At 44.1% G+C, this 19,924-nt stretch carries 21 protein-coding genes; 14 read left to right on the top strand and 7 right to left on the bottom strand.

Annotated elements, in window-relative coordinates; all coding sequences use genetic code 11:
- The first annotated feature begins 69 nt into the window (after positions 1 to 69).
- The 3 genes from V7R35_RS00455 (at position 70) to V7R35_RS00465 (ending at position 2,433) form a co-directional block, all read left to right on the top strand.
- A complete protein-coding gene (locus tag V7R35_RS00455; protein WP_334012574.1) occupies positions 70 to 867 on the top strand; it encodes an MbnP family copper-binding protein in 798 nt (265 codons plus the stop codon).
- Positions 858 to 1,952, top strand: coding sequence for an MbnH family di-heme enzyme (locus tag V7R35_RS00460; RefSeq protein WP_334012575.1), 1,095 nt, complete (start codon positions 858 to 860; stop codon positions 1,950 to 1,952). Before V7R35_RS00455 ends, V7R35_RS00460 begins: the two co-directional genes overlap by 10 nt.
- A 151-nt stretch (positions 1,953 to 2,103) precedes the next feature.
- Positions 2,104 to 2,433, top strand: coding sequence for a hypothetical protein (locus tag V7R35_RS00465; protein ID WP_334012576.1), 330 nt, complete (start codon positions 2,104 to 2,106; stop codon positions 2,431 to 2,433).
- 32 nt (positions 2,434 to 2,465) lie between these two features.
- Here V7R35_RS00465 and V7R35_RS00470 read toward each other — a convergent pair whose 3' ends face one another.
- Positions 2,466 to 3,125: a hypothetical protein gene (locus V7R35_RS00470; RefSeq protein ID WP_334012577.1), complete on the bottom strand. Its 660-nt coding sequence runs from the start codon at positions 3,123 to 3,125 to the stop codon at positions 2,466 to 2,468.
- 310 nt (positions 3,126 to 3,435) lie between these two features.
- Here V7R35_RS00470 and V7R35_RS00475 point away from each other — a divergent pair, with 310 nt between their 5' ends.
- From V7R35_RS00475 to V7R35_RS00515, 9 genes are all read left to right on the top strand, one after another.
- Positions 3,436 to 3,780 (top strand): DUF3718 domain-containing protein, encoded by a 345-nt coding sequence (locus V7R35_RS00475; RefSeq protein WP_334012578.1) that lies wholly within the window; start codon positions 3,436 to 3,438, stop codon positions 3,778 to 3,780.
- 105 nt (positions 3,781 to 3,885) lie between these two features.
- Positions 3,886 to 4,647: a LytR/AlgR family response regulator transcription factor gene (locus tag V7R35_RS00480; RefSeq protein WP_334012580.1), complete on the top strand. Its 762-nt coding sequence runs from the start codon at positions 3,886 to 3,888 to the stop codon at positions 4,645 to 4,647.
- Positions 4,648 to 4,769: 122 nt separating this feature from the next.
- The gene (locus V7R35_RS00485; protein WP_334012582.1) at positions 4,770 to 5,186 is read left to right on the top strand and encodes a CidA/LrgA family protein; all 417 of its coding nucleotides are present in this window, start codon (positions 4,770 to 4,772) and stop codon (positions 5,184 to 5,186) included.
- On the top strand, positions 5,176 to 5,877 hold the full coding sequence (locus V7R35_RS00490) for an LrgB family protein (RefSeq protein WP_334012584.1): 702 nt from the start codon (positions 5,176 to 5,178) through the stop codon (positions 5,875 to 5,877). Before V7R35_RS00485 ends, V7R35_RS00490 begins: the two co-directional genes overlap by 11 nt.
- A 244-nt stretch (positions 5,878 to 6,121) precedes the next feature.
- Positions 6,122 to 7,117 (top strand): response regulator, encoded by a 996-nt coding sequence (locus V7R35_RS00495; RefSeq protein ID WP_334012586.1) that lies wholly within the window; start codon positions 6,122 to 6,124, stop codon positions 7,115 to 7,117.
- Positions 7,117 to 7,605 (top strand): PAS domain-containing protein, encoded by a 489-nt coding sequence (locus tag V7R35_RS00500; protein ID WP_334012587.1) that lies wholly within the window; start codon positions 7,117 to 7,119, stop codon positions 7,603 to 7,605. The genes V7R35_RS00495 and V7R35_RS00500 overlap by 1 nt, the downstream gene beginning before the upstream one ends.
- A 124-nt stretch (positions 7,606 to 7,729) precedes the next feature.
- Positions 7,730 to 9,490 carry an Lcl C-terminal domain-containing protein gene (locus V7R35_RS00505; protein ID WP_334012588.1) on the top strand — a complete coding sequence of 587 codons (1,761 nt, stop codon included), beginning with the start codon at positions 7,730 to 7,732 and terminating at the stop codon, positions 9,488 to 9,490.
- Positions 9,491 to 9,495: 5 nt separating this feature from the next.
- Positions 9,496 to 10,062, top strand: a complete 567-nt coding sequence (locus tag V7R35_RS00510) for an Lcl C-terminal domain-containing protein (RefSeq protein ID WP_334012589.1) — start codon at positions 9,496 to 9,498, stop codon at positions 10,060 to 10,062.
- A gap of 182 nt (positions 10,063 to 10,244) precedes the next feature.
- Positions 10,245 to 11,045, top strand: a complete 801-nt coding sequence (locus tag V7R35_RS00515; RefSeq protein WP_438823438.1) for a YggN family protein — start codon at positions 10,245 to 10,247, stop codon at positions 11,043 to 11,045.
- Positions 11,046 to 11,124: 79 nt separating this feature from the next.
- Here V7R35_RS00515 and hemW read toward each other — a convergent pair whose 3' ends face one another.
- The 6 genes from hemW to V7R35_RS00545 form a co-directional block, all read right to left on the bottom strand.
- A complete protein-coding gene (hemW, locus tag V7R35_RS00520) occupies positions 11,125 to 12,264 on the bottom strand; it encodes a radical SAM family heme chaperone HemW (protein WP_334012590.1) in 1,140 nt (379 codons plus the stop codon).
- Positions 12,257 to 12,859, bottom strand: coding sequence for an RdgB/HAM1 family non-canonical purine NTP pyrophosphatase (gene rdgB, locus V7R35_RS00525; RefSeq protein ID WP_334012591.1), 603 nt, complete (start codon positions 12,857 to 12,859; stop codon positions 12,257 to 12,259). The genes hemW and rdgB overlap by 8 nt, the downstream gene beginning before the upstream one ends.
- A gap of 161 nt (positions 12,860 to 13,020) precedes the next feature.
- The gene (srmB, locus tag V7R35_RS00530; RefSeq protein WP_334012592.1) at positions 13,021 to 14,247 is read right to left on the bottom strand and encodes an ATP-dependent RNA helicase SrmB; all 1,227 of its coding nucleotides are present in this window, start codon (positions 14,245 to 14,247) and stop codon (positions 13,021 to 13,023) included.
- A gap of 73 nt (positions 14,248 to 14,320) precedes the next feature.
- Positions 14,321 to 15,034 carry a hypothetical protein gene (locus V7R35_RS00535; RefSeq protein ID WP_334012593.1) on the bottom strand — a complete coding sequence of 238 codons (714 nt, stop codon included), beginning with the start codon at positions 15,032 to 15,034 and terminating at the stop codon, positions 14,321 to 14,323.
- 289 nt (positions 15,035 to 15,323) lie between these two features.
- On the bottom strand, positions 15,324 to 16,364 hold the full coding sequence (locus V7R35_RS00540) for a WD40 repeat domain-containing protein (protein WP_334012594.1): 1,041 nt from the start codon (positions 16,362 to 16,364) through the stop codon (positions 15,324 to 15,326).
- Between the two features lie 13 nt (positions 16,365 to 16,377).
- Positions 16,378 to 17,529 (bottom strand): CCA tRNA nucleotidyltransferase, encoded by a 1,152-nt coding sequence (locus V7R35_RS00545; RefSeq protein WP_334012595.1) that lies wholly within the window; start codon positions 17,527 to 17,529, stop codon positions 16,378 to 16,380.
- Positions 17,530 to 17,745: 216 nt separating this feature from the next.
- Here V7R35_RS00545 and V7R35_RS00550 point away from each other — a divergent pair, with 216 nt between their 5' ends.
- Positions 17,746 to 18,657, top strand: coding sequence for an ExeA family protein (locus tag V7R35_RS00550; RefSeq protein WP_334012597.1), 912 nt, complete (start codon positions 17,746 to 17,748; stop codon positions 18,655 to 18,657).
- Positions 18,650 to 19,867, top strand: coding sequence for a general secretion pathway protein GspB (locus V7R35_RS00555; protein ID WP_334012598.1), 1,218 nt, complete (start codon positions 18,650 to 18,652; stop codon positions 19,865 to 19,867). Before V7R35_RS00550 ends, V7R35_RS00555 begins: the two co-directional genes overlap by 8 nt.
- Positions 19,868 to 19,924 lie beyond the last annotated feature (57 nt).

Raw genomic sequence — 19,924 nt, forward strand, 5'->3', positions numbered from 1 at the left:
TTATCGTCCGTGCAAATTGTATGTGTCGCATAAAAAAGTACCAGATATCTATAGGAAGTACATAAACAAATGAAAATGCCTTATCGCATTGGTGTCATCTCAGCGTTACTCTTCTCGCTAGCGGGCTGTGACTTTTTGGGGCTAAGCAGCAGAGAACCGGGCGAAATACCTTTTGATTTAGTGGGAGTAGATACTGCGGCATGCCCAATGATAATGAGCATCGGCAATGACCGTTGGAATATTGATTACTTCAGCTTTTACTTGAGTGAGCCCGAACTGCGTATAGATGGTAGATGGCAACGGATTAAATTCAAACAAACGAAATGGCAAACGACAGATAGCGCGCTGTTAAAATTCCATTCTTTGTGCAGTAACCCTCGAGACGCTAACGACAGAATTGTGTTAGAGGCCTCGAAAGAGTTGATGCAGCTATCGACTAATCTTCGCTTTAAGATGAGTCTTCCTTTTGATATCAACCACGCTAACCCGTTAACGCAGCCTCCGCCCTTAAATGATAGCTCAATGTTCTGGAGCTGGCAGAATGGCCATAAGTTTTTGCGTATGGATGTGTCAAAAGTGGGGAATGAAGAGAAGAAATGGTCGTATCATCTAGGTAGCGTTGGCTGTGAATCTGATTCGGCCGTCCGCCCACCCGAGAAATCGTGCGCTTTTACCAATCGCGTGGAATTTATTTTACCTATGACACAGCTTGATACGCAGCTAGATATTGATGTGCATGTTTCGAACATTGTTACACAGGTGAACATTAACGAGGCGTCAAGCTGCATGTTCGACAGCCCTGAAACCAAGCCATGCGATAAGCTTCTTCGCAACCTTACACACAGACCTTGGCTGCAATGGCAATAGCGCTTAGAACTTTCTTACTCAGTATATTTATAGTTGGGCTTGCTGCATGCAGTAAGCCGCCAACACCTTATTCGTGGAACCTGCCGCATAACGTTCCGCCTCCTCAAGTGCCGAATGATAACCCTATGACTGAAGAGGGTGTGGCTTTAGGTAAAAAACTTTTTTTTGATACAGCGCTAAGTGTTAATGAAAGTATTGCTTGTAGCAGCTGCCACTTACCAGAACATGCGTTTGCCGACCCTCGTACTGTTTCGATCGGGGCTAGCGGCGAAGCGTTAACTCGAAATGCTTTGGCATTGGTGAATGTGGCCTACAACGCGTCGTTCACTTGGGCTCACAACAATTTAGACAGTATTGAAAAACAAATTCTTATTCCTTTATTTAATGAGCACCCTGTCGAAATGGGGGTTACCGGTAATGAATCGTTAATACTGTCGAGGTTAAATACTCCGGCGTATCGAGAAAGCTTCAAAGCAGCGTATGGCGACAGCTCTCCAAATATGAATAACGTAGTGCGCGCCCTTGCAAGCTATGTAAGAAGTTTGGTGTCGTTTAATAGTTCGTTTGATAAATACGCTTATGCTGGTGACGACTACGCGCTTACACCTCAGCAAATACGAGGACTAAATTTATTCTTTTCGGAGCGTACAGAATGTTTTCACTGCCATGGTGGAGTTAATTTTACGCAATCGTCGAAACACAGTTCTCAGTCGTTTGCAGACCAGCCTTTTCACAATACTGGCATGTACAATACAGATGGTATGGGAAGCTATCCAAAGTCAGACATGGGCCTTTACAGCATTACCCATAATAAAGCCGATATGGGCAAATTTCGAGCACCTACACTTCGTAATATCGCTTTAACGGCACCGTATATGCACGACGGTAGTATTGAAACATTAGAAGACGTAGTGGCGTTTTATGCCCGTGGCGGCAACAAGCGAGATAAAATTAACCCTTACCGCAGTCCTTTTATCAAAGGATTTCGCTTAACAGAAAGCGAGCAGGCGGCGTTGATTGCATTTTTACATGGCTTAACTGACGATAAATTCATCGATACACACAAAGTGCACAAAAAAGAGTGATTTTTTACTTATTTTGAACTATTTGTGTTTATACTTTAGTCACTAATTACAACAAATTGCTTATGTGCTGACAGTTAACATCGTGATAAACTCAAAGACTTACATTCTTTTGTTAACAATTATAAGCAGGTGAGCGGTCGCGGAGATGAGAATGACAGAAAAACCCTATATTACTAGTGGTCGAAATACCATCATTCACAAAATAAGAAAACTAGATCTATTGATTATCAATGGTGATGAGCATCCGCCTGTGCTTGTAACGTACAAAGGCATTAAAATGTACGAAGGCCAAGTGCCAGAAAATAAGCGCGATGCAAAGATGATGGATATGGAGCTAGTCGATGTAACCACTAGCGACGTGTTTGGCGATGAAAAAACGCTTTTATTCGTGCAAACCCTAAACGGCAAAGAATATAAAGTAGACTACTCGAAAATTGGTACGGGTATGTTTATCAAGATACACCAAGACAGTATCTTTTAAGCCGTTCTCAATTCAAATATTGAGTTGTGGGGTCAAGCAATTTGACCCCAATTGTCAGCACTTTGGGTATTAAACCCTTTTATCATTTTATCCTTTCCCTTTAGCTGAACGTACCGATTTTCGAATATATCGAATCGACACACATCAATTGGCGTTGTTTCAGACGCGTTTACACCATCAACAACTCCAGCAGTTTTTAGTGCAGCAGCTACAAGCTCAGAGCAAAACCATCGATTATAATTTTCTTGGTTGTAAGTGAGGCGTGAAAGAATAGGGTGCTGGTCGGTGACATCTATGGCCGCCCCAAATAATTGCTGTATATCGTAAGGTTTGCCGTCTTGCTTTTGCATGAACTCGAAAAAGGCCTCTTGATTTTGTTCAAAAATAGCCCGTGAAGCAGCTGACAATGGAAGCCACCACATGTTGCCTTTATATGTTCTTACTTTTTTGTGAAGGCAATTTTTCATAACGCCGCGCTTGCGTCGAAACCATGCCGATTCCATTACCTTTAAAGAGACATTGTCTTTTGGGTGAGTGTCTTGATGATTTTCCATGACTATGGCGACATGGGTTACACCTGAACCGGTAGTAAATTTTGCCCAACGAGAAAATATGCTTTGCCCGCCAAAGGCAATAACGTCACCAGGTTGCATGTACTCTCTTACTTGTCGATAGCTTTTTCTCTGAAGCATAACTCGTCCCTGACTTAATGTTTTATTCGGTAACGCTAAGTAGTTGCCGTAATGACTTGTTCTTATTTTCTCTTCGCGTTTTCACACCAAAAGTGTTGTTTGTATCAAAGTGTGTGCGAAATACGACTAAATACAGTTTACACCGATTATTTAACCTCGCAATTTGTGTGCTTATCGCAACATCGCAACATCGCAAATAGCGGGGGCTTAACGATTTTATAGCGTTTCAACGGCAAAGTTTCACTAACTTAAGGATGCGGGGCAGGGAGTGGTCGTCACCGCGTTAACTAACACAATCAGAGGACTTGTTATGTTGAACTTACGCTCTAAAACTAAACAGCGCCACTACACTACTGCAGTATTAGCAGGTATTACTTTTTCATTAGTAGCATCGGTAGCAAACGCAAAGGACTATCCACTTCACCTTGAAAACGAGCTTATTGCGGTATGTGCAGCCGTTAAAAGTGACAGCAAATTGAAGTTAAATCGAGCAGTTAAAGCAACGGGGTTAAATATTCGAGACTTACACGAAGGATTGGTTTGCAACGGTGAAGACTTGCTTTCTTTTGCAGCCACGCACAATGCATTGAAAACACAGAGTCTTATTGCCAAGCACGTTAACGATCAAAACACTGTACTTACTGCGAAACGCTAATGCGCTTTTTTAGTCACCCTAACCATTGGGCTACGCAGCCTGTAGCCCTTTTTAATTTAGCAGTAGGGACGCGTTTTCTATTTTTTATAGCGCGAGGGAAAGCAAATGATTGCTCTTGTATTTCTTCAGTCGATAGCGCGTCAACAGCAGCTGATAGCGCTATTGCATCGCCTAAATATTTTTTCCTCCATTTATGAAGCACAGTCGGCGGGCCATTGCCTAGCCTTGGCTCAGAAGCACCCTGACTCAATTGGTTTTTATTCTGTTGCTCAATTGAGCCGAAATCTGGCATCGCGTTATTGGGTTGCAGTTGGTGAAAAAGATAGCGAGGCGCTACTGGCTTTCGACCATAACGCATCGGGTTTTATTGCTTCACCATTCGATGGCTTACAAATAGAAAATGCCATTGCGTGCGTCGAGCAGAAGTACATTTGTTATGAACGCACTGCTCAGTTTCAGCAACTTGTTAACGGATTATGTAAACAATACGGTGTTTCAGAGCTTGCGCTCTTGGCCAAGCTACGCAGGCAGTTAGACCAGACTCAAAAGCCGGGAATGGTGGGTGTACGCTCAGAAAAAGGGTGGTGCTGTTTAAACCCCATTGACGTTAAATGGATTGAAGCCGCTGGTGACTATATGTGTATTCAAACGATTAATGAAAACATAATAGTGCGAGCAACGTTAAATGATTTATTGAAACGTTTTGACGACCAACGCTTCAAGCGTTGTAACCGCTCGGTTGCGGTAAATGAAGAGCATGTGACGAAACTAGAGCAAAGGCTGAATCAGCAACATGCCATTATGAGTGATGGGGCTACATTTAAAATCACACATAAATACTATTACCTTTTCTGGAAAACTCGATAGAGAAAGAGTCAACCATTAAGACCATTGTCTTGCTGGCAGTTTCGGCTTTAAATGGGTAACCTCTTGTAATGACTTAACTTCGCAAAACTACGGCGCGGTACTACTTCGTTGCAAGAGGAAAAATGAGGGCAATCAAACGCTACTTTGTTGGTGCATTACTTGTATTTTTGGCCTATTCGGTGGGCGTTAGCATTACCTATTATGCGGCATTGCCTGTACCTAGTGCTTTGGTTGGGCTGTTACTTTTACTTTTTATTCTATTTAAATTTCCCTCTGTTGAAGTTGATGTTTCCACTTTCGTCACTGGCCCTTTAAAACATATGTCGCTATTTTTCGTGCCGGCGGTTATGGGCGTATCTCTATTTTGGGACGAGATAAGCAGCAATGCACTAGCCATTGGACTGGCTATTATCTTAACCACAGCAATTAGCTTGTTACTAACGGCGCAAGTGGCACAGCGGTTACTCGTTAAAAAAGATAGTCTTAACCGTAGTAAAACTGCCGGTGCGAGCTCAGAAGGCGCTGGCAATGATCAGTGAACTAATTCAAGTGCAAAGCACGTTGTGGTTACTTGCGACGCTGCTGTGTTATGTAGCTGCGCTTCAACTACATCGGCTTTGTAAAGGTCACCCAATAACACATCCGTTAGTTGGCACAGCTGCGCTGCTGAGTGTTTTCTTGTTATTAAGTAAAACCACCGTTGAAAGCTACCAGCAATCGGCATGGCTTCTGCATTGGGGGCTTGGCCCCGTAACAGTGGCTTTAGCATTACCTATTTATAGGCAATGGCAAAAGCTCAAGGTCTATGGCTGGCCGCTTACTTTAAGTATTTTTGTTGGCGGTGTTTTAGCGCCATTGCTAGCGTGGGGCGTATTATATGCTCTTAATGCCCCACTGAGTTTGCAATTCACTATGCTCGCAAAATCTATTACTACGCCGCTTGCTATGGAAACGGTAAAGTATATTGGTGGCGTGCCCGCTCTTGCGGCTGTATTTGTTATTGTTACAGGTATAGTGGGCGCAGTGGTTGCTGGTAGTATATTTTCAGTATTCGGTATTAACAATTCACATGCGCAAGGGGTTGCACTTGGTACTGTTGCTCACGCAGTAGGTACTGCTAAAGCTATACACATGGGTGATGAGGTTGCCGCTATGGCGACGTTAGGCTTATGTGTAAACGGTATTTTTACTGCACTTGTATTGCCAATGTTGTTCGTATTACTTTGTTAGCTTCGTTAATCTTTTCATTTAAACGTAAATTTCTATATCCTTAGCCATAAAGTTACAATGAATCTGGCTGGCAATATTTGGCAAAAGTGCTATTCGTTAATGATATGTTTTGTTGTGAATTAATGCCTTTTTAAACGCCGAGAAAAATCATCCCTTTAGTTCATCGCTTTTGTGCCGATACACTAAAAATAACAAAAAATCGTCGGTGAAAACTGGTTTATAAGCTAGGTGGTAAAAGAACTTAATGTTTTCTGTACTCGTATGTGACGACTCTTTAGTGGCGCGTAAGCAAGTGGCCAAGTGCCTTCCTCAAGACTGGGAAGTTGCTGTTCACTTCGCCAAAAATGGTCAAGAAGCGTTAACCGCGCTAGCGGAAGGCAAAGGTGACCTTCTGCTGCTTGACTTGAACATGCCTGTTCTAGATGGGTATGGCACCCTCGAAGCCATTCAAAAGCAGGGACTAAAAACCAAAACCGTAGTAATTTCTGGTGACGTTCAGCCTGAAGCACATGAACGCGTTACCTCGCTCGGTGCGATAGATTTCATTCGTAAACCTGTCGATCCATCTAAACTTGCCGAAGTACTCGATAAATACAATATCTTACACGTTGAAGAAGAGATTGAGGAAGAGGAAACGCCGCTCGACCCTGATATTCGCGATTGCTATCAAGAGATTACAAATATTGCCATGGGGCAAGCGGGCGACCACCTTGCCCGTATCATGAATGTATTTGTTGAGCTTCCTATTCCAAATGTGAACCTTATTGAAGTGTCTGAACTGCACATGATGCTGTCTGACATTGAAAGTCACGAACAAGTTACCGCAGTTTGCCAAGGCTTTTTAGGTCCTGGTGTGAGTGGCGAGGCAATATGTATTTTAAGTGACTCTAGCTTTGATGATGTGGCCAAAATACTGAATGTAGAAGGTGAGGTTGACGACCAACTTCAGCTAGAGTTGCTGATGGACGCTGCTAGCATATTGATTGGTACTTGTTTAACGGGGCTAGCTGTTCAGATGGACATTAACTTCAGCCAAGGCCATCCAATCGTGCTGGGTCAGCATCGTGCTATTACCGAAATTATTAGCATGAACCAAATTAAATGGAAGCGTACGTTAGCAATAGAGCTAAGCTACGGCTTAGAGGGCTACAACGTTCAGTGTGACTTAATTCTGCTGTTTACTGAAGAATCGATGAAAATGATGAATTCGAAGCTTGCACACTTGTTGGAGGATTTCTAATGAGTCAGCACTTAGATGAGTTGCAAGAATTCCATTGGATGATGGACATGCTGCAGTCGGTAGACGTTGGCATAGTTGTGCTTGATAGGAATTTTAATGTACAGGTGTGGAACGGCTTTATGGAAAGTCACAGCGGTTTGTTACCCAGTGAAGTAAGAGACAAGTCGCTGTTCACGCTTTTTCCTACCATCAAGCAAGACTGGTTTATGAGAAAAGCGAAACCCGTTTTCGACTTAAAAACCCGTGCGTTTATGACATGGGAACAACGCCCTTATTTGTTCAAGTTTCCTAATTATCGGCCGATTACAGGAAGTGAATCTTTTATGTATCAAAACATCACACTTTCTCCGTTAACCTCAGCGACGGGCAAAGTGGATTACATCAGTATGATGATTTATGACATGACTGACGTGGCCGTAGGTAAAAAGCAACTAGAAGCACTCCAAGTAATGGTTTCTGAAGCAAAAGAATCGAAGCGTGTTTTGTAGTTAGTCTTTTGCTTTTTAGGTTTAGTGTGCTGTTTGCTTAAGCAGTACACCGCCTCGTCACTGCATTTAATTTCTCATACTTTGATTTTGCATACCAAGCGTGCTTGGTGTGATAGGAGTACTTATGCAAGCCAATCATTCTCTCTCTTCCTCGGCAAAACTTTGTTATGGCGTTCAATGTTTCTTCTTTGCCTTATTTACCCTTACATTGGTTGCTTGTGGAGGCGGTGGTGGCGGAGGTGACGGCACCGACGGTGATGGCTCGGGCAATACGAATCTACTGATCAATGCAGGGCCTGATGCAACGGTTACCGAAGGAGTAAGCTATACGCTAAGCGCAGAAGTATCGGGCGGAGACGGTAACTACACCTACAACTGGACATCGTCGCCATCAGTAGCCATTACACAAGATGACACAAGTTCTTCAACGGCAAGCTTTACTGCCCCTTCAGTAAATGCATCAACAGAGTACCGTTTTACCGTGTCGGTTAACGATAATAGCGGGAATTCAGCGACAGACTTCACCATTATCACCGTTGCGCCAGTGAATATCGCGCCTGTAGCCAGCGTGACCGTACCTAGTTATAGCAATTTGCCTGCAAATACATTTCCAGGCGGAGTTGAGGTGATATTCGATGGCTCGGGCAGCAGCGATGCCGATTCGGCCAACGGAATCGCCGATTATAGCTGGTCGCAAACTCGCGGCACCAACGTGATTACTGGTATAGACACCAACTTATCAACGTTAACGATAACCACCCCTATAGCTAATGATCCACAAACACTTAGTTTTGAACTTCAAGTAACTGATACCGAAGGCGCTACCGACACCGAGGCCGTCATTATTTCGATTCAGTCAGAAACGGAGACGCTACCGGTTGTTGATGCTGGTTTTTCTCAAGGTGTTTTCAGCGGTGAAGTGGTTATTCTAAACGGCACAGCAAGCACAAGTATTCCTAGCGCCATGCCTCTGGTTTATTCCTGGGAGCGAAGCAATAACGTACCTTCATCAACGGCTAATAATGCCGTTCGTGCAATAGATGACGATGATGCGCTATCTACGTTTGCAGTAGCGCCTGCGGTAGATTCAGCAACGGTTGTGGCTTACACGCTAACCGTTACGGACGCTAATGGAAACAGTGTTGAAGACACCATAAATGTACGTATTCGCCCGATGCCTACGCCGCTGATGAATGATACAGGCTTTTTACAGCAGGCTACCAACAACGCGTTAACGTCGGTTCAGCAAAATGATTTTCCAGGGCAAGACGGTCAGCGCGGTGCCGATATCATTGAACAAAATGGCTTAATTGAAAAAGCAGGTCGTGGTAAAGCAGGTTTTGATTTCACACGCTTAAATGCCAATGGTGATGAGCAGGATGCCAGCGCCGCAACATGGTCCTGCGTGCGAGACAACGTAACGGGCTTAGTGTGGGAAGTGAAAACTGATGATGGAACGTTCCAAGATAAGGATTTTACGTATTCTTGGTTCAGTGACGAAGTAAACGGTGGGTTTGAGGGAGATCAAACTGGCGCAAATGCAACGTGCTTACTGGCCGAGTGCAACACATCGGCTTACGTCGAGGCTATGAATGCACAAGGGTTATGCGGCTTTTTCGACTGGCGCATGCCAACGCATAAAGAGCTGTTTTCGCTAATGCATTTGGGAATTGCTAACGATGTAGCAATAGACGAAGACTACTTTCCAAATACAGGGCAAGTGTCTACAACACCACTGTGGTATTGGACATCGGTGCCAAGTGCTGACGGTGTAAACAGCGATGACGCACAAAATGCATGGGCATTAGACTTCGATTCAGGGGTAGATAATTTCTTGAATAAGTCTACGGCAGGTCGTGTGCGATTAGTTCGTGCTGGGAGATAATGACGATGCTAAAAAAAGTAATTAATACAGTGTTTAAAATAAAAAACGTAAAACAAATTGCAACCGCAGTGGTTAGCTTTGCATGTATTGCCACTTATTCATCTTCAGCTCTTGCACAAGAGTGCTTGTCGGATGGCTTGGAAACAACACCAAGCAGCAATTTTACAGCGGTAACTACAAATACACTGCTTGACACCACTACCGACCTAGTTTGGCGAAGATGTTCAGAAGGGCAAACGTGGGATGGTTCAACTTGTAGTGGAGAAGCGGTGAAATACACCTGGCAAGAAGCATTGCAGCTAGCACAGCAAGCCAGTAATGAAGACTTATTAGGTTGGCGTTTGCCAAATGTAAAAGAGTTAGCAACGCTAACCGAACGTGATTGTGTTCGCCCTGCTATAAACGCGTCGTTGTTTCCAGCAACGCCTGCTGACGACTTTTGGAGTTCTACACCGTCGTCTGATGATCCAGATAGGGCGTGGGTGGTGGCATTCTTTAATGCCAGTCATTCGATTAAGGAAAAAGATAGGTTTATCTACGTTAGGTTAGTTCGCACTTTCACAAACGATTAGGGCAATGAACACAGTAAAACTGTTCTTTCGTCTATTATCTTAATAGTTAACTTTAACTTGGCAAAGCACGCATTATACTGCGTGCTTTGTTTTTTCAGGTTAGCCCCAAATTCAACCTGATTTTTAGCACGTTAGACTCATGATGGCTTTTTATTTCGCTGTAAGCTAGCCACAATACTATTATGAAAATAGAAATGCGCCTTAAGGCTGTAATCCTCACTATTTGTTTGCTCGTTGGTGTTAATACATTGGCGCACGCTGAATATACCTGCAATATCGATTTCGCGTATGGTATAGCCGTGAACAAAGATCAATTACGCGTAATGGACAAAACGCGTACTGTTGTGCAAATTAATGAACAGTCTCAATTGTTTGTAAGTGGCCGTTGGCAAACATTAGACGATCAGCAGCGCGCGTTGCTAGAAGAGTACTCCTCTGGTCTGCATTATGTAGTACCTAAAATGATTGTATTGGCAACCGAAGGCGTTGATCTTGCCATAGACACTATCGAGCATGTTTATTTAGGCTTGGTAGGAAGCGATCACGACAGCTACGAACGGTTGAATGGCGCCATGAAGCGCGTAAGACACCGCGTTAAAGATAAATTTCGCCACGCCAGTAACCACTATTTTATCGGCCCAGGATCGCTTGAAAGCGTAGACGACTTCGTAGACAGTGAAATTGAAGCGCAGCTTGAAGAAGCGATTTCTACCTCTGTAGGCGGTATTTTGTCTGCAATTAGCGGAATAAACACGGGCAACGGCGAAGTAAATCAGGAAAAAGTGGCCGAGATAACGCGCCAGCTGAACAATGTAGGCGAGCATTTAGATGTAGGCGATAAAGCTACTACACTGCGTAAGAAAGCAGAGTGGTTTTGCGAAAAACTGAAGCGTTTAGATGCTGCGGAAGAAAAACTACGAGAAAGCGTACCCGCATTTAAGCCCTACAATATTATTACCTTGCAACAAACAGATTCTGACTAACGCCATAGTTAGTCAGAAGGGTTAGTTAGAGGGGCTAGTCAGAATGGTAGTCAAAAAGGTTAGTTAGAAAATATAGCTGCTACACAAAGCACGATAAAAGCGAGTTTAAGTATCGTCTGCCTTTTGCCGTTACCTGCCAGTGGTTATCAGAAATAGACAGCAACCCTTGCTGATTTGCATCAACAAGCGCCTTTTTCACCTCTGTCGATAGCGCAATTCCTGTAAAATCGCTGAAATCACTAATAGGGCAGGGCTCTACAAGGCGAAAGCGGTTCATGAAAAATTCAAAAGGGAGATCGTCTTCCTGCACCAAGGTTTTTGTATCAAGGTACGGCCTGCTTATTTCCATATAGCCACGCGGGTGTTTGACTTTCACTAATCGGTTAATAGTGCCATTTTGTGCGTCAGTCACCTTTCCATGTGCGCCACAGCCAATACCCAAATAGTCGCCAAAGCGCCAATAGTTCAAGTTGTGTTGGCACTGATGCCCCGGCTTCGAGTAGCCTGAAATTTCGTACTGGTGGTAGCCTGCTGCTTCTAAAAGCGCATGCCCTTTTTCTTGAATGTCCCACAAGATGTCATCGTCTGGCAGCTCTGGTGGACGGGAGTAAAAAGGTGTATTGGGCTCGATGGTAAGCTGATACCAAGACAAATGATATGGGTTTAGCGCAATACCTTGCTGCAAGTCAGACATGGCATTTTCAACGCTTTGCTCTGGCAAGCCGTGCATTAAATCTAAATTGAACGTGGGCAAGCCTGCACTATGTGCTTGTTTTACCGCATTTTCAGCCTGACTTTTATTATGAATTCTACCAAGAACACTTAGATGCTTTGGCTGAAAGCTTTGGATCCCCACCGAAATTCGGTTTACGCCTGCTTGATAAAAGCCAGCAAATTTACCCGCTTCCACCGTACCAGGGTTGGCTTCCATGGTTATTTCAGCACTGTCGCTTAAATTAACGCGCTGTTTTACGCCGTGTAAAATATCGGCCATGGCCTGTGCTGAAAACAGGCTAGGTGTGCCGCCACCAATGAAAATAGTTTCAACAGTGCGATCGCCAATTAGCTTGGCGTCTTCGGCTAGGTCATCTAGCAAATGCGCCACATACTCTTTTTCCGGTAACGCCGACTTCAGTCCATGGGAATTAAAGTCGCAGTACGGACATTTTTGAACACACCACGGTATATGGATGTATAGGCTAAGCGGTGGATTACGCAAAGTTTGATCTCATATTGTCTAGCAAAATAGCCAGTGCTTTACCGCGATGACTAATAAGGTTCTTATCTGCTTTTTCCAGTTCAGCGGCAGTACAACCGTGCGATGGAACATTGAAAACTGGGTCGTAACCAAAACCATCGGTACCAGAACGCGCGGTAAGAATTTCACCTTCCCACTTACCTTGGCTTACCAAGGGTACTGGGTCGTCGGCATGACGCATAAACACAAGTGTGCAGAAGAAATGTGCCTTGCGCTGGGTTTCGCCGTTAAGCGCTGCAAGGAGCTTATCGATATTAGTATCGTCGGTGGCGTCTGCGCCAGCATAGCGAGCAGAGTAAATACCCGGTGCACCGCCTAGAGCATCAACCACCAAGCCAGAGTCGTCAGCTATAGCAGGAAGACCTGTTACCTTTGCTGCATGACGCGCTTTAATAATGGCATTTTCAACAAACGTAGTGCCTGTTTCAGGTACATCAGATACCCCTAACTCTTTTTGAGCAACGACAGCTACACCGTAATCAGCGAACAATGACGCAAACTCGCGTACTTTGCCTTGGTTACCCGTTGCTAAAACAATTTTTTCAGGAAATTTCATAATATTAGTCCCCTAGCTTACCTACCAACAAGCGTGTGAATATAAGCCCTTAAAAAGATATGAACTGTAAATTGAGGTGTGGGGTGAGGGTTTGTTTCAGCAATCCCTCACCCCGCGCCGTCAAAACTCCGCACATGTCCATCACCATTCCGCATGCTTAATTACTTGCGCTTTTTAGGTTTAGCTTTTGCCTTTGCTTTATCTTTGGCTTTTACTTTTTTCTTTTTCGGGCCAATTTTAGGCGTTTTGTTTTTAGGGCGCAGCTCATCGATAACGCGAGCTTTTAGTGGTTCGCCCATGTAACGCGAAGCTTTGGCTACCATTTCGAAGTCATGTGCTTCTACTAATGATATTGCTGTACCTTTTGCTCCAGCGCGGCCTGTTCTGCCAATACGGTGAACGTATACGTCGGCTTTACGCGGCATATCAAAGTTAATTACGTGGCTTACGTTAGGTACATCAATACCACGAGCTGCTACATCGGTAGCTAACAATATTGGTACTTCACCGCTTTTGAAACGCGCTAGAGCTGCAATACGTTTATCCTGCGGCATTTCGCCTTGTAGCCAACATACAGGAATATCTTTCGATGCTAAAAAGTCTTTAAGCATTTGAAGGCGGTCGCGGGTTTTCACAAACACTACCGCTGTAGTAGTGGTTTCTTGCTGAAGTATATTTACCAGCAACGCTTGCTTGTGATTCATGTCATCAGCAAGGTGATACCACTGATGAATTTTGTTTTTCTCTTTGCGCGACGGGTTGGCTTCAATCACTTCTGGATTGTTCAGGATCTCATGAGCAAAGTTTCTTACGCCCGCGCCTTCAAGGGTTGCTGAGAATAATAAGTTTTGCTTACGCCAGCGTGCTTCGGCGGCAATTTGATTTACCACCGTTGAAAAGCCCATGTCCAGCATGCGATCGGCTTCATCAAGGATGAGGCATTCTATGTCGCGACAGTCGGCGGTTTCTTTTTCAATGTGCTCAAGCAGTCGGCCCGGTGTAGCCACTAGGATATCCAGGTTTTTGCTTAAGGTTTCTTTGTCGGTACCATAGTTAATACCGCCAGTAATTACGCCGCACACAATTTGAGTGTGCTTTGTAATAGCCAGTGCTTGTTCGTATACCTGTAACGCCAATTCGCGCGTTGGCGTTAGAATTAATATACGCGTAGCGCCAGGTTGCTTGCGCGGGTAGTCGAGTAAAAACTGACATGCCGGAAGTAAAAACGCAGCCGTTTTACCTGTGCCCGTTGGTGCCGAGGCCAGAATGTCGCGACCGTCTAGGCCATGTGGAATAACTAGCTCTTGAATGCTAGTAGGAGCTTCAAAGCCCATATCGGCAACTGCATGACACAGTGCTTCGTCTAATTCGAGTTCTTCGAAAGTCATAGTATAAAAAATGCTCTAAATGAATGGGGCGTATTGTAGCATTGCTGCACTAAAACACAGAGAAAAACTGCCGTTAAATTCGTATACCATGAATGAACACACATTCTGAGGTTAACGGGTTGGCACTGTTGGCGTTCAGTAGTTGTAATTGCGTTAGGTTCAGCTTACTCACTTTATCTTCGCTTTCAATTTGTGATATTTCGAAATAGTAGTTGGCGTAAGGCGAATTTAGTTCTTGAAGCTCTAGATAAGGAAATTGGCGAAACTTCCAATGCCCCTTTGTGTTAACCACGTTGTTTTTGGTTTTAAGCGTAAGCTGATAAGTACCGTTTTTGTGTAGTGTTAAGCGTTGGCCATCTCCGCAACTTTTCCCTTTGTATGTATTGGTAAGGTCTTGAGCGAGAAGTGTACCCTTCGGCTTTCTGCCATCTGGAAATAAAAATAATGCGAGGGAGTCTTTGGTGTACCAATGGTTACCCTGTGTAAGTGCTTGCATATTAGTAATTGGAAAGCCCTCTAGTTCAGCAATGGATGCCGTTCTATCTATCACCTCTGGCGATCGTAATAACAAGGAATAAAGCAGCGTATTTGAGTTGACGGTTGTGGGAAAGTCGAACTCGTTCGCCTCTACATTTAAGCCTTGTTCCTTTAATTTTTCGGTTAGCGAGTGGAGCTTTGGAGTATCAAGGTATTTTCCATATACATGAACGGTTGGTTTGTTAGCACAACCAGTAACCAAAAATGTAAATACTAAAAATACAAAGCACGTGATTATTGTTCTTGTCACTTAAGCGTCTCCATGCAGATGCCAAACTTTTTCAAAATGAAATTACCGTTGCTCAAAAAGACACGAAAAAATGCCTTTAAGTTAGAACAGTGGAACGAATACTAACAAGGGATTACATTTGTAATCCCTGATTGATACTAGCGAGATACGTTAGATGTGTAAATGAAAATATGCTTTTAAAACGCTTTTAAAACGCTTTGATAAGCGCTGTATACAGTATTCCTTAGATCAGGTGTATTACTGACGCGTGTTACTAACGCATGTAAGTGGTGCGTAACACTTGCGCGTACTATTTGTGTGTAATCAGTGAACGGTAATCCCAGCTTTGAAGCACGCCGTCAGAGGATAGGGTAACAACATCACCATCGTTGTTAAGCGTAATAGCATGCGTGGTTGCTTCGCTTGAGTAGCGCTTAATTTCCCATGAAGCTAATTCTTCACCAGAATTAGCATTCCACAAGGTTACGACTGATTTTGGCGATGTGGTAATAAGATAGTCGCCATTTTCCAAAAAAAGCCCTTTTCGGAAAAAGCGGAAACGTTCCATAAATTGCAGGTTTGACACTACTTCATAAGAAGTGAGATCAACTATTTCGTGGGTATTAAGTGCATCGGATATAAAAACTCGCTGCGCTCTGTTGTCGAGTACGGAAGCAGTAACTCTGCTTTTGTATAGCTTTTCCAGCACCACCTCGTTTTTGTTTAGGTCCCACAAAAACCAGTGTTTATCTATACCTCCAGAAAATGCATAGTCACCGGAAGCATATCCGACGTGAAGTACTTTCATTGTATTGTGCTGATATTGTAATGCTGTACCGTTATCAAAATTCAGTCGCAATACAGTGCCGTCTGTCATACCAACCAGCGCGCTATCGCCGAGAGCGGGCAGGGCGGTAGACGATGCCGTTGCACCGGGGTCTATACCGCTAAAGTGCCAACTTCCTACCACTTCACCAGAACGCAAGTTTATAAGCGTTGTGCTCCAATGACCTGTAAGTGCCATCCACGCCTTATTTTTGGAAAATGAAATGAGATGCAGCGATGCTTCATCAAGTGCTTCAGCATGCCAATTATAAAGTTCTCGTTTCTCATTAATGTCCCAAACCGACACTGAGGCATCTTCAAAAATGAATGCCGCAAGGTGAGCATCTTCTGAAAGTGCTGCCTTCCGTACCTGTTGCTGAGTAAAACGAAACTCTTCAACAGGTATTATCTGTACTTTCTTAGCGCAACCAGCAAGGGTAAGAGTGACCGTTACCCAAAAAAATAAACACAATAGTGAAGATGATATTGAAGTATGAAAGCGCGCTTTCGTTTTTCTACTAAACATTACGTTGAAACAATTATTTAGAAATAGAGGCAATGGCATCTAACTTTGCTTGATTAAGCGCTTCTTTAATTGCGGGGCCTTTAACACCCGTGGCGATAATGTCTTGCACATTTACTTGGTTGGCGGCAGCCAATGCGCGTTCAATATGGCCTCTCTGATGCTGCCAATCTATGCCTTGAGTATGCGCATAAGAAGCGAAAGCGCTAAGTAGTAAAGTAAATCGCTCTTCCCTTCGCCATGCATCACAACCATTAAATAAAGCGAGTAGATCGCTTGGTGAGTTGTTCGTGTTTGCAAGGAGCGCTTTAAACTTGCAGGCAAGCGTTACAATTTCGCTCACTTGGTTTTGCACTTTTAGTCGGCTACACAGTTGTTTTGCATCGTCTTCGGTAAGATGAGAGAGCAGGGCAGTAAACCGTTTTATCAGCATAACGGATTCCGCATCGCAGCTTTTAGCATCTGACTTTTCAGCTTCTACCTTTTCAAGTTCCACCGCTGCTTTCAATGTAGTTAGTGCGGTATCAACATTATTTTCAAGCTCAGCAAACCAGTCGTTGAGGCCGTGTGCTTGGCTTAACACTGTAAAGAAAACATCAGGTGTTTGCTCTAAAAGGCTGCGCTTTGTTTCTTGCCAAACTCGCTCTGCGCTTAATGTTGTTAGCTCGCCGTTTTGTACCATGGTTTGCATAAGTGCCATAGTCTCATCTGCAATGGTGAAACCTAAATACGCATAGCGGGTGGCAAAACGGGCAACGCGGAATACGCGTAAAGGGTCTTCACTAAACGCTTCTGAAACGTGACGGAGCAAGCGGTTTTCTAAGTCTTTTTTTCCATCATACGGGTCAATAAGGTTTCCAAGGTTGTCTTGCGCTATGGCGTTTACCGTTAGGTCGCGGCGCAGCAAGTCTTCTTCAAGTGTTACGGTACTTGATGCGTCGCATACAAAACCCGTATAGCCTTTTCCTGATTTGCGTTCTATGCGAGCAAGGGCATATTCTTCTTGGGTTTTAGGGTGTAAGAAAACGGGGAAGTCCTTGCCTACTTGGGTAAAGCCTTGGTTAAGCATTTCTTCAGGTGTCGCACCCACCACCACATAGTCGCGCTCTATTACTTTTCTATTTAACAGTGCGTCACGAACTGCGCCACCAACGAGATATACCTGCATGCTGTTCCAAATGATTAGTTAGTCAGTAATTTCAAGTTACTTATTTAAGAACTTATTTTCAGTCACTTATTTAAAAGCTTATTTTCAGTTACTGGTGGCGCAGTATAGCAATGTTACAAATAAAATTCGCAGGGTTCACCTTAGGACTTTCACTTGATGTTGTGCTCTGGTAGTTTATTCGTCGTTATAAAAATTATAAAAGGCGCACTCGCTACCATGTATTTGAATTACTTCGGGTTAAATGACAATCCTTTTTCGATTGCCCCTAACCCCGATTATTTATATATGAGTCCAAGGCATAAAGAAGCACTTGCCCATTTAACCTTTGGATTACGAGAAAGCGGGGGCTTTGTAATGCTCACCGGAGAGGTGGGTACAGGTAAAACCACGGTATCAAGAAAGCTATTGCAGCAGCTGCCCGACAATACGCAGGTAGCAATGATTTTGAACCCTACGTTGTCAGCACTTGAGTTGCTAGCCACCGTATGTGACGAATTAGGGTTGGAATACAACCCAGAAAAAGCCAGCCTAAAGTACTTTACAGACCTTATTTTGTCCAAGCTTGCACAAAACCACCAAGCCGGTATTAATACGGTATTGATGGTAGACGAAGCGCAGCATTTGCTTCCAGAAGTGCTAGAACAGCTGCGCCTTCTAACTAACTTAGAAACTAATCGAGAGAAACTGCTTAAAGTAGTACTTATTGGTCAGCCAGAGCTACAGCAGTTGTTAAAGCGAAACGAATTACGTCAGTTAGCGCAGCGCATTACGGCGCGCTATCACTTGTTACCCCTTACTGCTCCAGAAGTAAGTTCGTATATTGCTCACCGTTTAAGTGTGGCTGAAGGCGATATCAGCATATTCAGTAAGTCTACTTTACGTGCTGTGCACCAAATTACCGGAGGCATTCCTCGTGTTATTAATCTTCTTTGCGATAGAGCACTTACATTGTCTTTTACCAAGCAGCACGCGGTTGTGCAGAAAACCATATTTTTAGCTGCGGCAGAACAAATATTAGGTGCAGATGTGGTTAGCCAGCGCGTGCAAAGCCACCGTAAATGGTATTTAGTGTCGGCGTTTGTTATGGCAATAGTATGTGGTTACGGCATAGGGAGTTTGTATGTCTAACATAGTGGCGGTTGAAAACCTAAAGCCGGGCATGGTAATTGTGCAAGTCACCAAGCAAAACGGCCCGGTAAAAATAAGGAAGTCGGGTTTAGTGACCAGCGACGCCATGGTGCAAGGTTTGTCTGAAATGGGGGTGCAAGAGCTAGAAATAGATCCAGAACAAACGGTAGAAATTGCACCTGCTGTACAGCATCGTACTCAAACGCAAGCGTTGTTGCGCGGCCAGCACGACACTACCGCAAAATTTGATAAATCTTTAAACGAGCAATTCAATAGAAGCTTGTTTTTGCCTACCGTTGAAGGGCTACCCTCAGCATGGAAAGTATACGGTAAACAAGTAGCTACATTTGCTATTGTGATTGCCGGTGGCTTAGCACTGGGTTTTACCGCGGCAACCCGTGACAACTGGTGGCCGGTTAATACGAGTAACGCTGAAATAGCAAAGGTGGACAGTGTAAGTACACCAGCTAACCAACGCGATAATAATGCTGCTTCGCCTAGCGCGTCTGCCGCTGAAGGTAACGCCTCTTCAGGTGCTCAAGGGCAGCCTTCTCAACAGCCAAATGGTCAGTCTCAAGGCACTCAAGTTGCTGCTCAAAACACGACAGACCAAAACGCATCAAACCAAAGCAATGTAAACGACTTTTCTGTTAATCAGAGCACAGAAAACGCAGGTTCAACAAACTATGCACAGCCGCAAAACATGTCGTCTACACCCAACTTTCAGCAAGGCTATAACGAAACGGGGGGCGTGAATACAGCACAAACCACTAACCGTTATGGGAACACTCAAACTACTACAAATAATAGTGACGACTATGAAGGTAGAGTACTCAACGAGTCTTCAGACCAAGGTAATGTATCTGTTTCACCAGAGCTATTAGCGCGTTTTAACAAGGCGGTTGAAGCGTTAGATGCTAAAGCAGAATCGGCACCGGCCGAGAATGAAACTCGCGTGACCGTGCGCGATGATATACCGCGTGTAGATCAGCTTCCAGTAAGGCTGCTAACACGGCTTCCCTCTATGAATTTTAGTGCGCATATGTATGCGTCGCGCCCAGCTGATAGATGGGTGAGAGTAAACGGTCGTCAGATGGGCGAAGGCGATTGGATTGCCGACAAGGTACAAATTATCAATATAGAGGCACAGCGAGTGGTGCTTTCCTTCGAAGATGAATTGTTTACTATGGCCGCGTTAACCGATTGGTAAGCCGAAAAGCACTTGCTTGTTTGAAGTTAACTTTTCCATTAATTAAAAAAGCCCGTT

Origin of the sequence: Alteromonas sp. S167 (assembly GCF_036864375.1) — a bacterium.
Classification (GTDB): Bacteria; Pseudomonadota; Gammaproteobacteria; order Enterobacterales; family Alteromonadaceae; genus Alteromonas.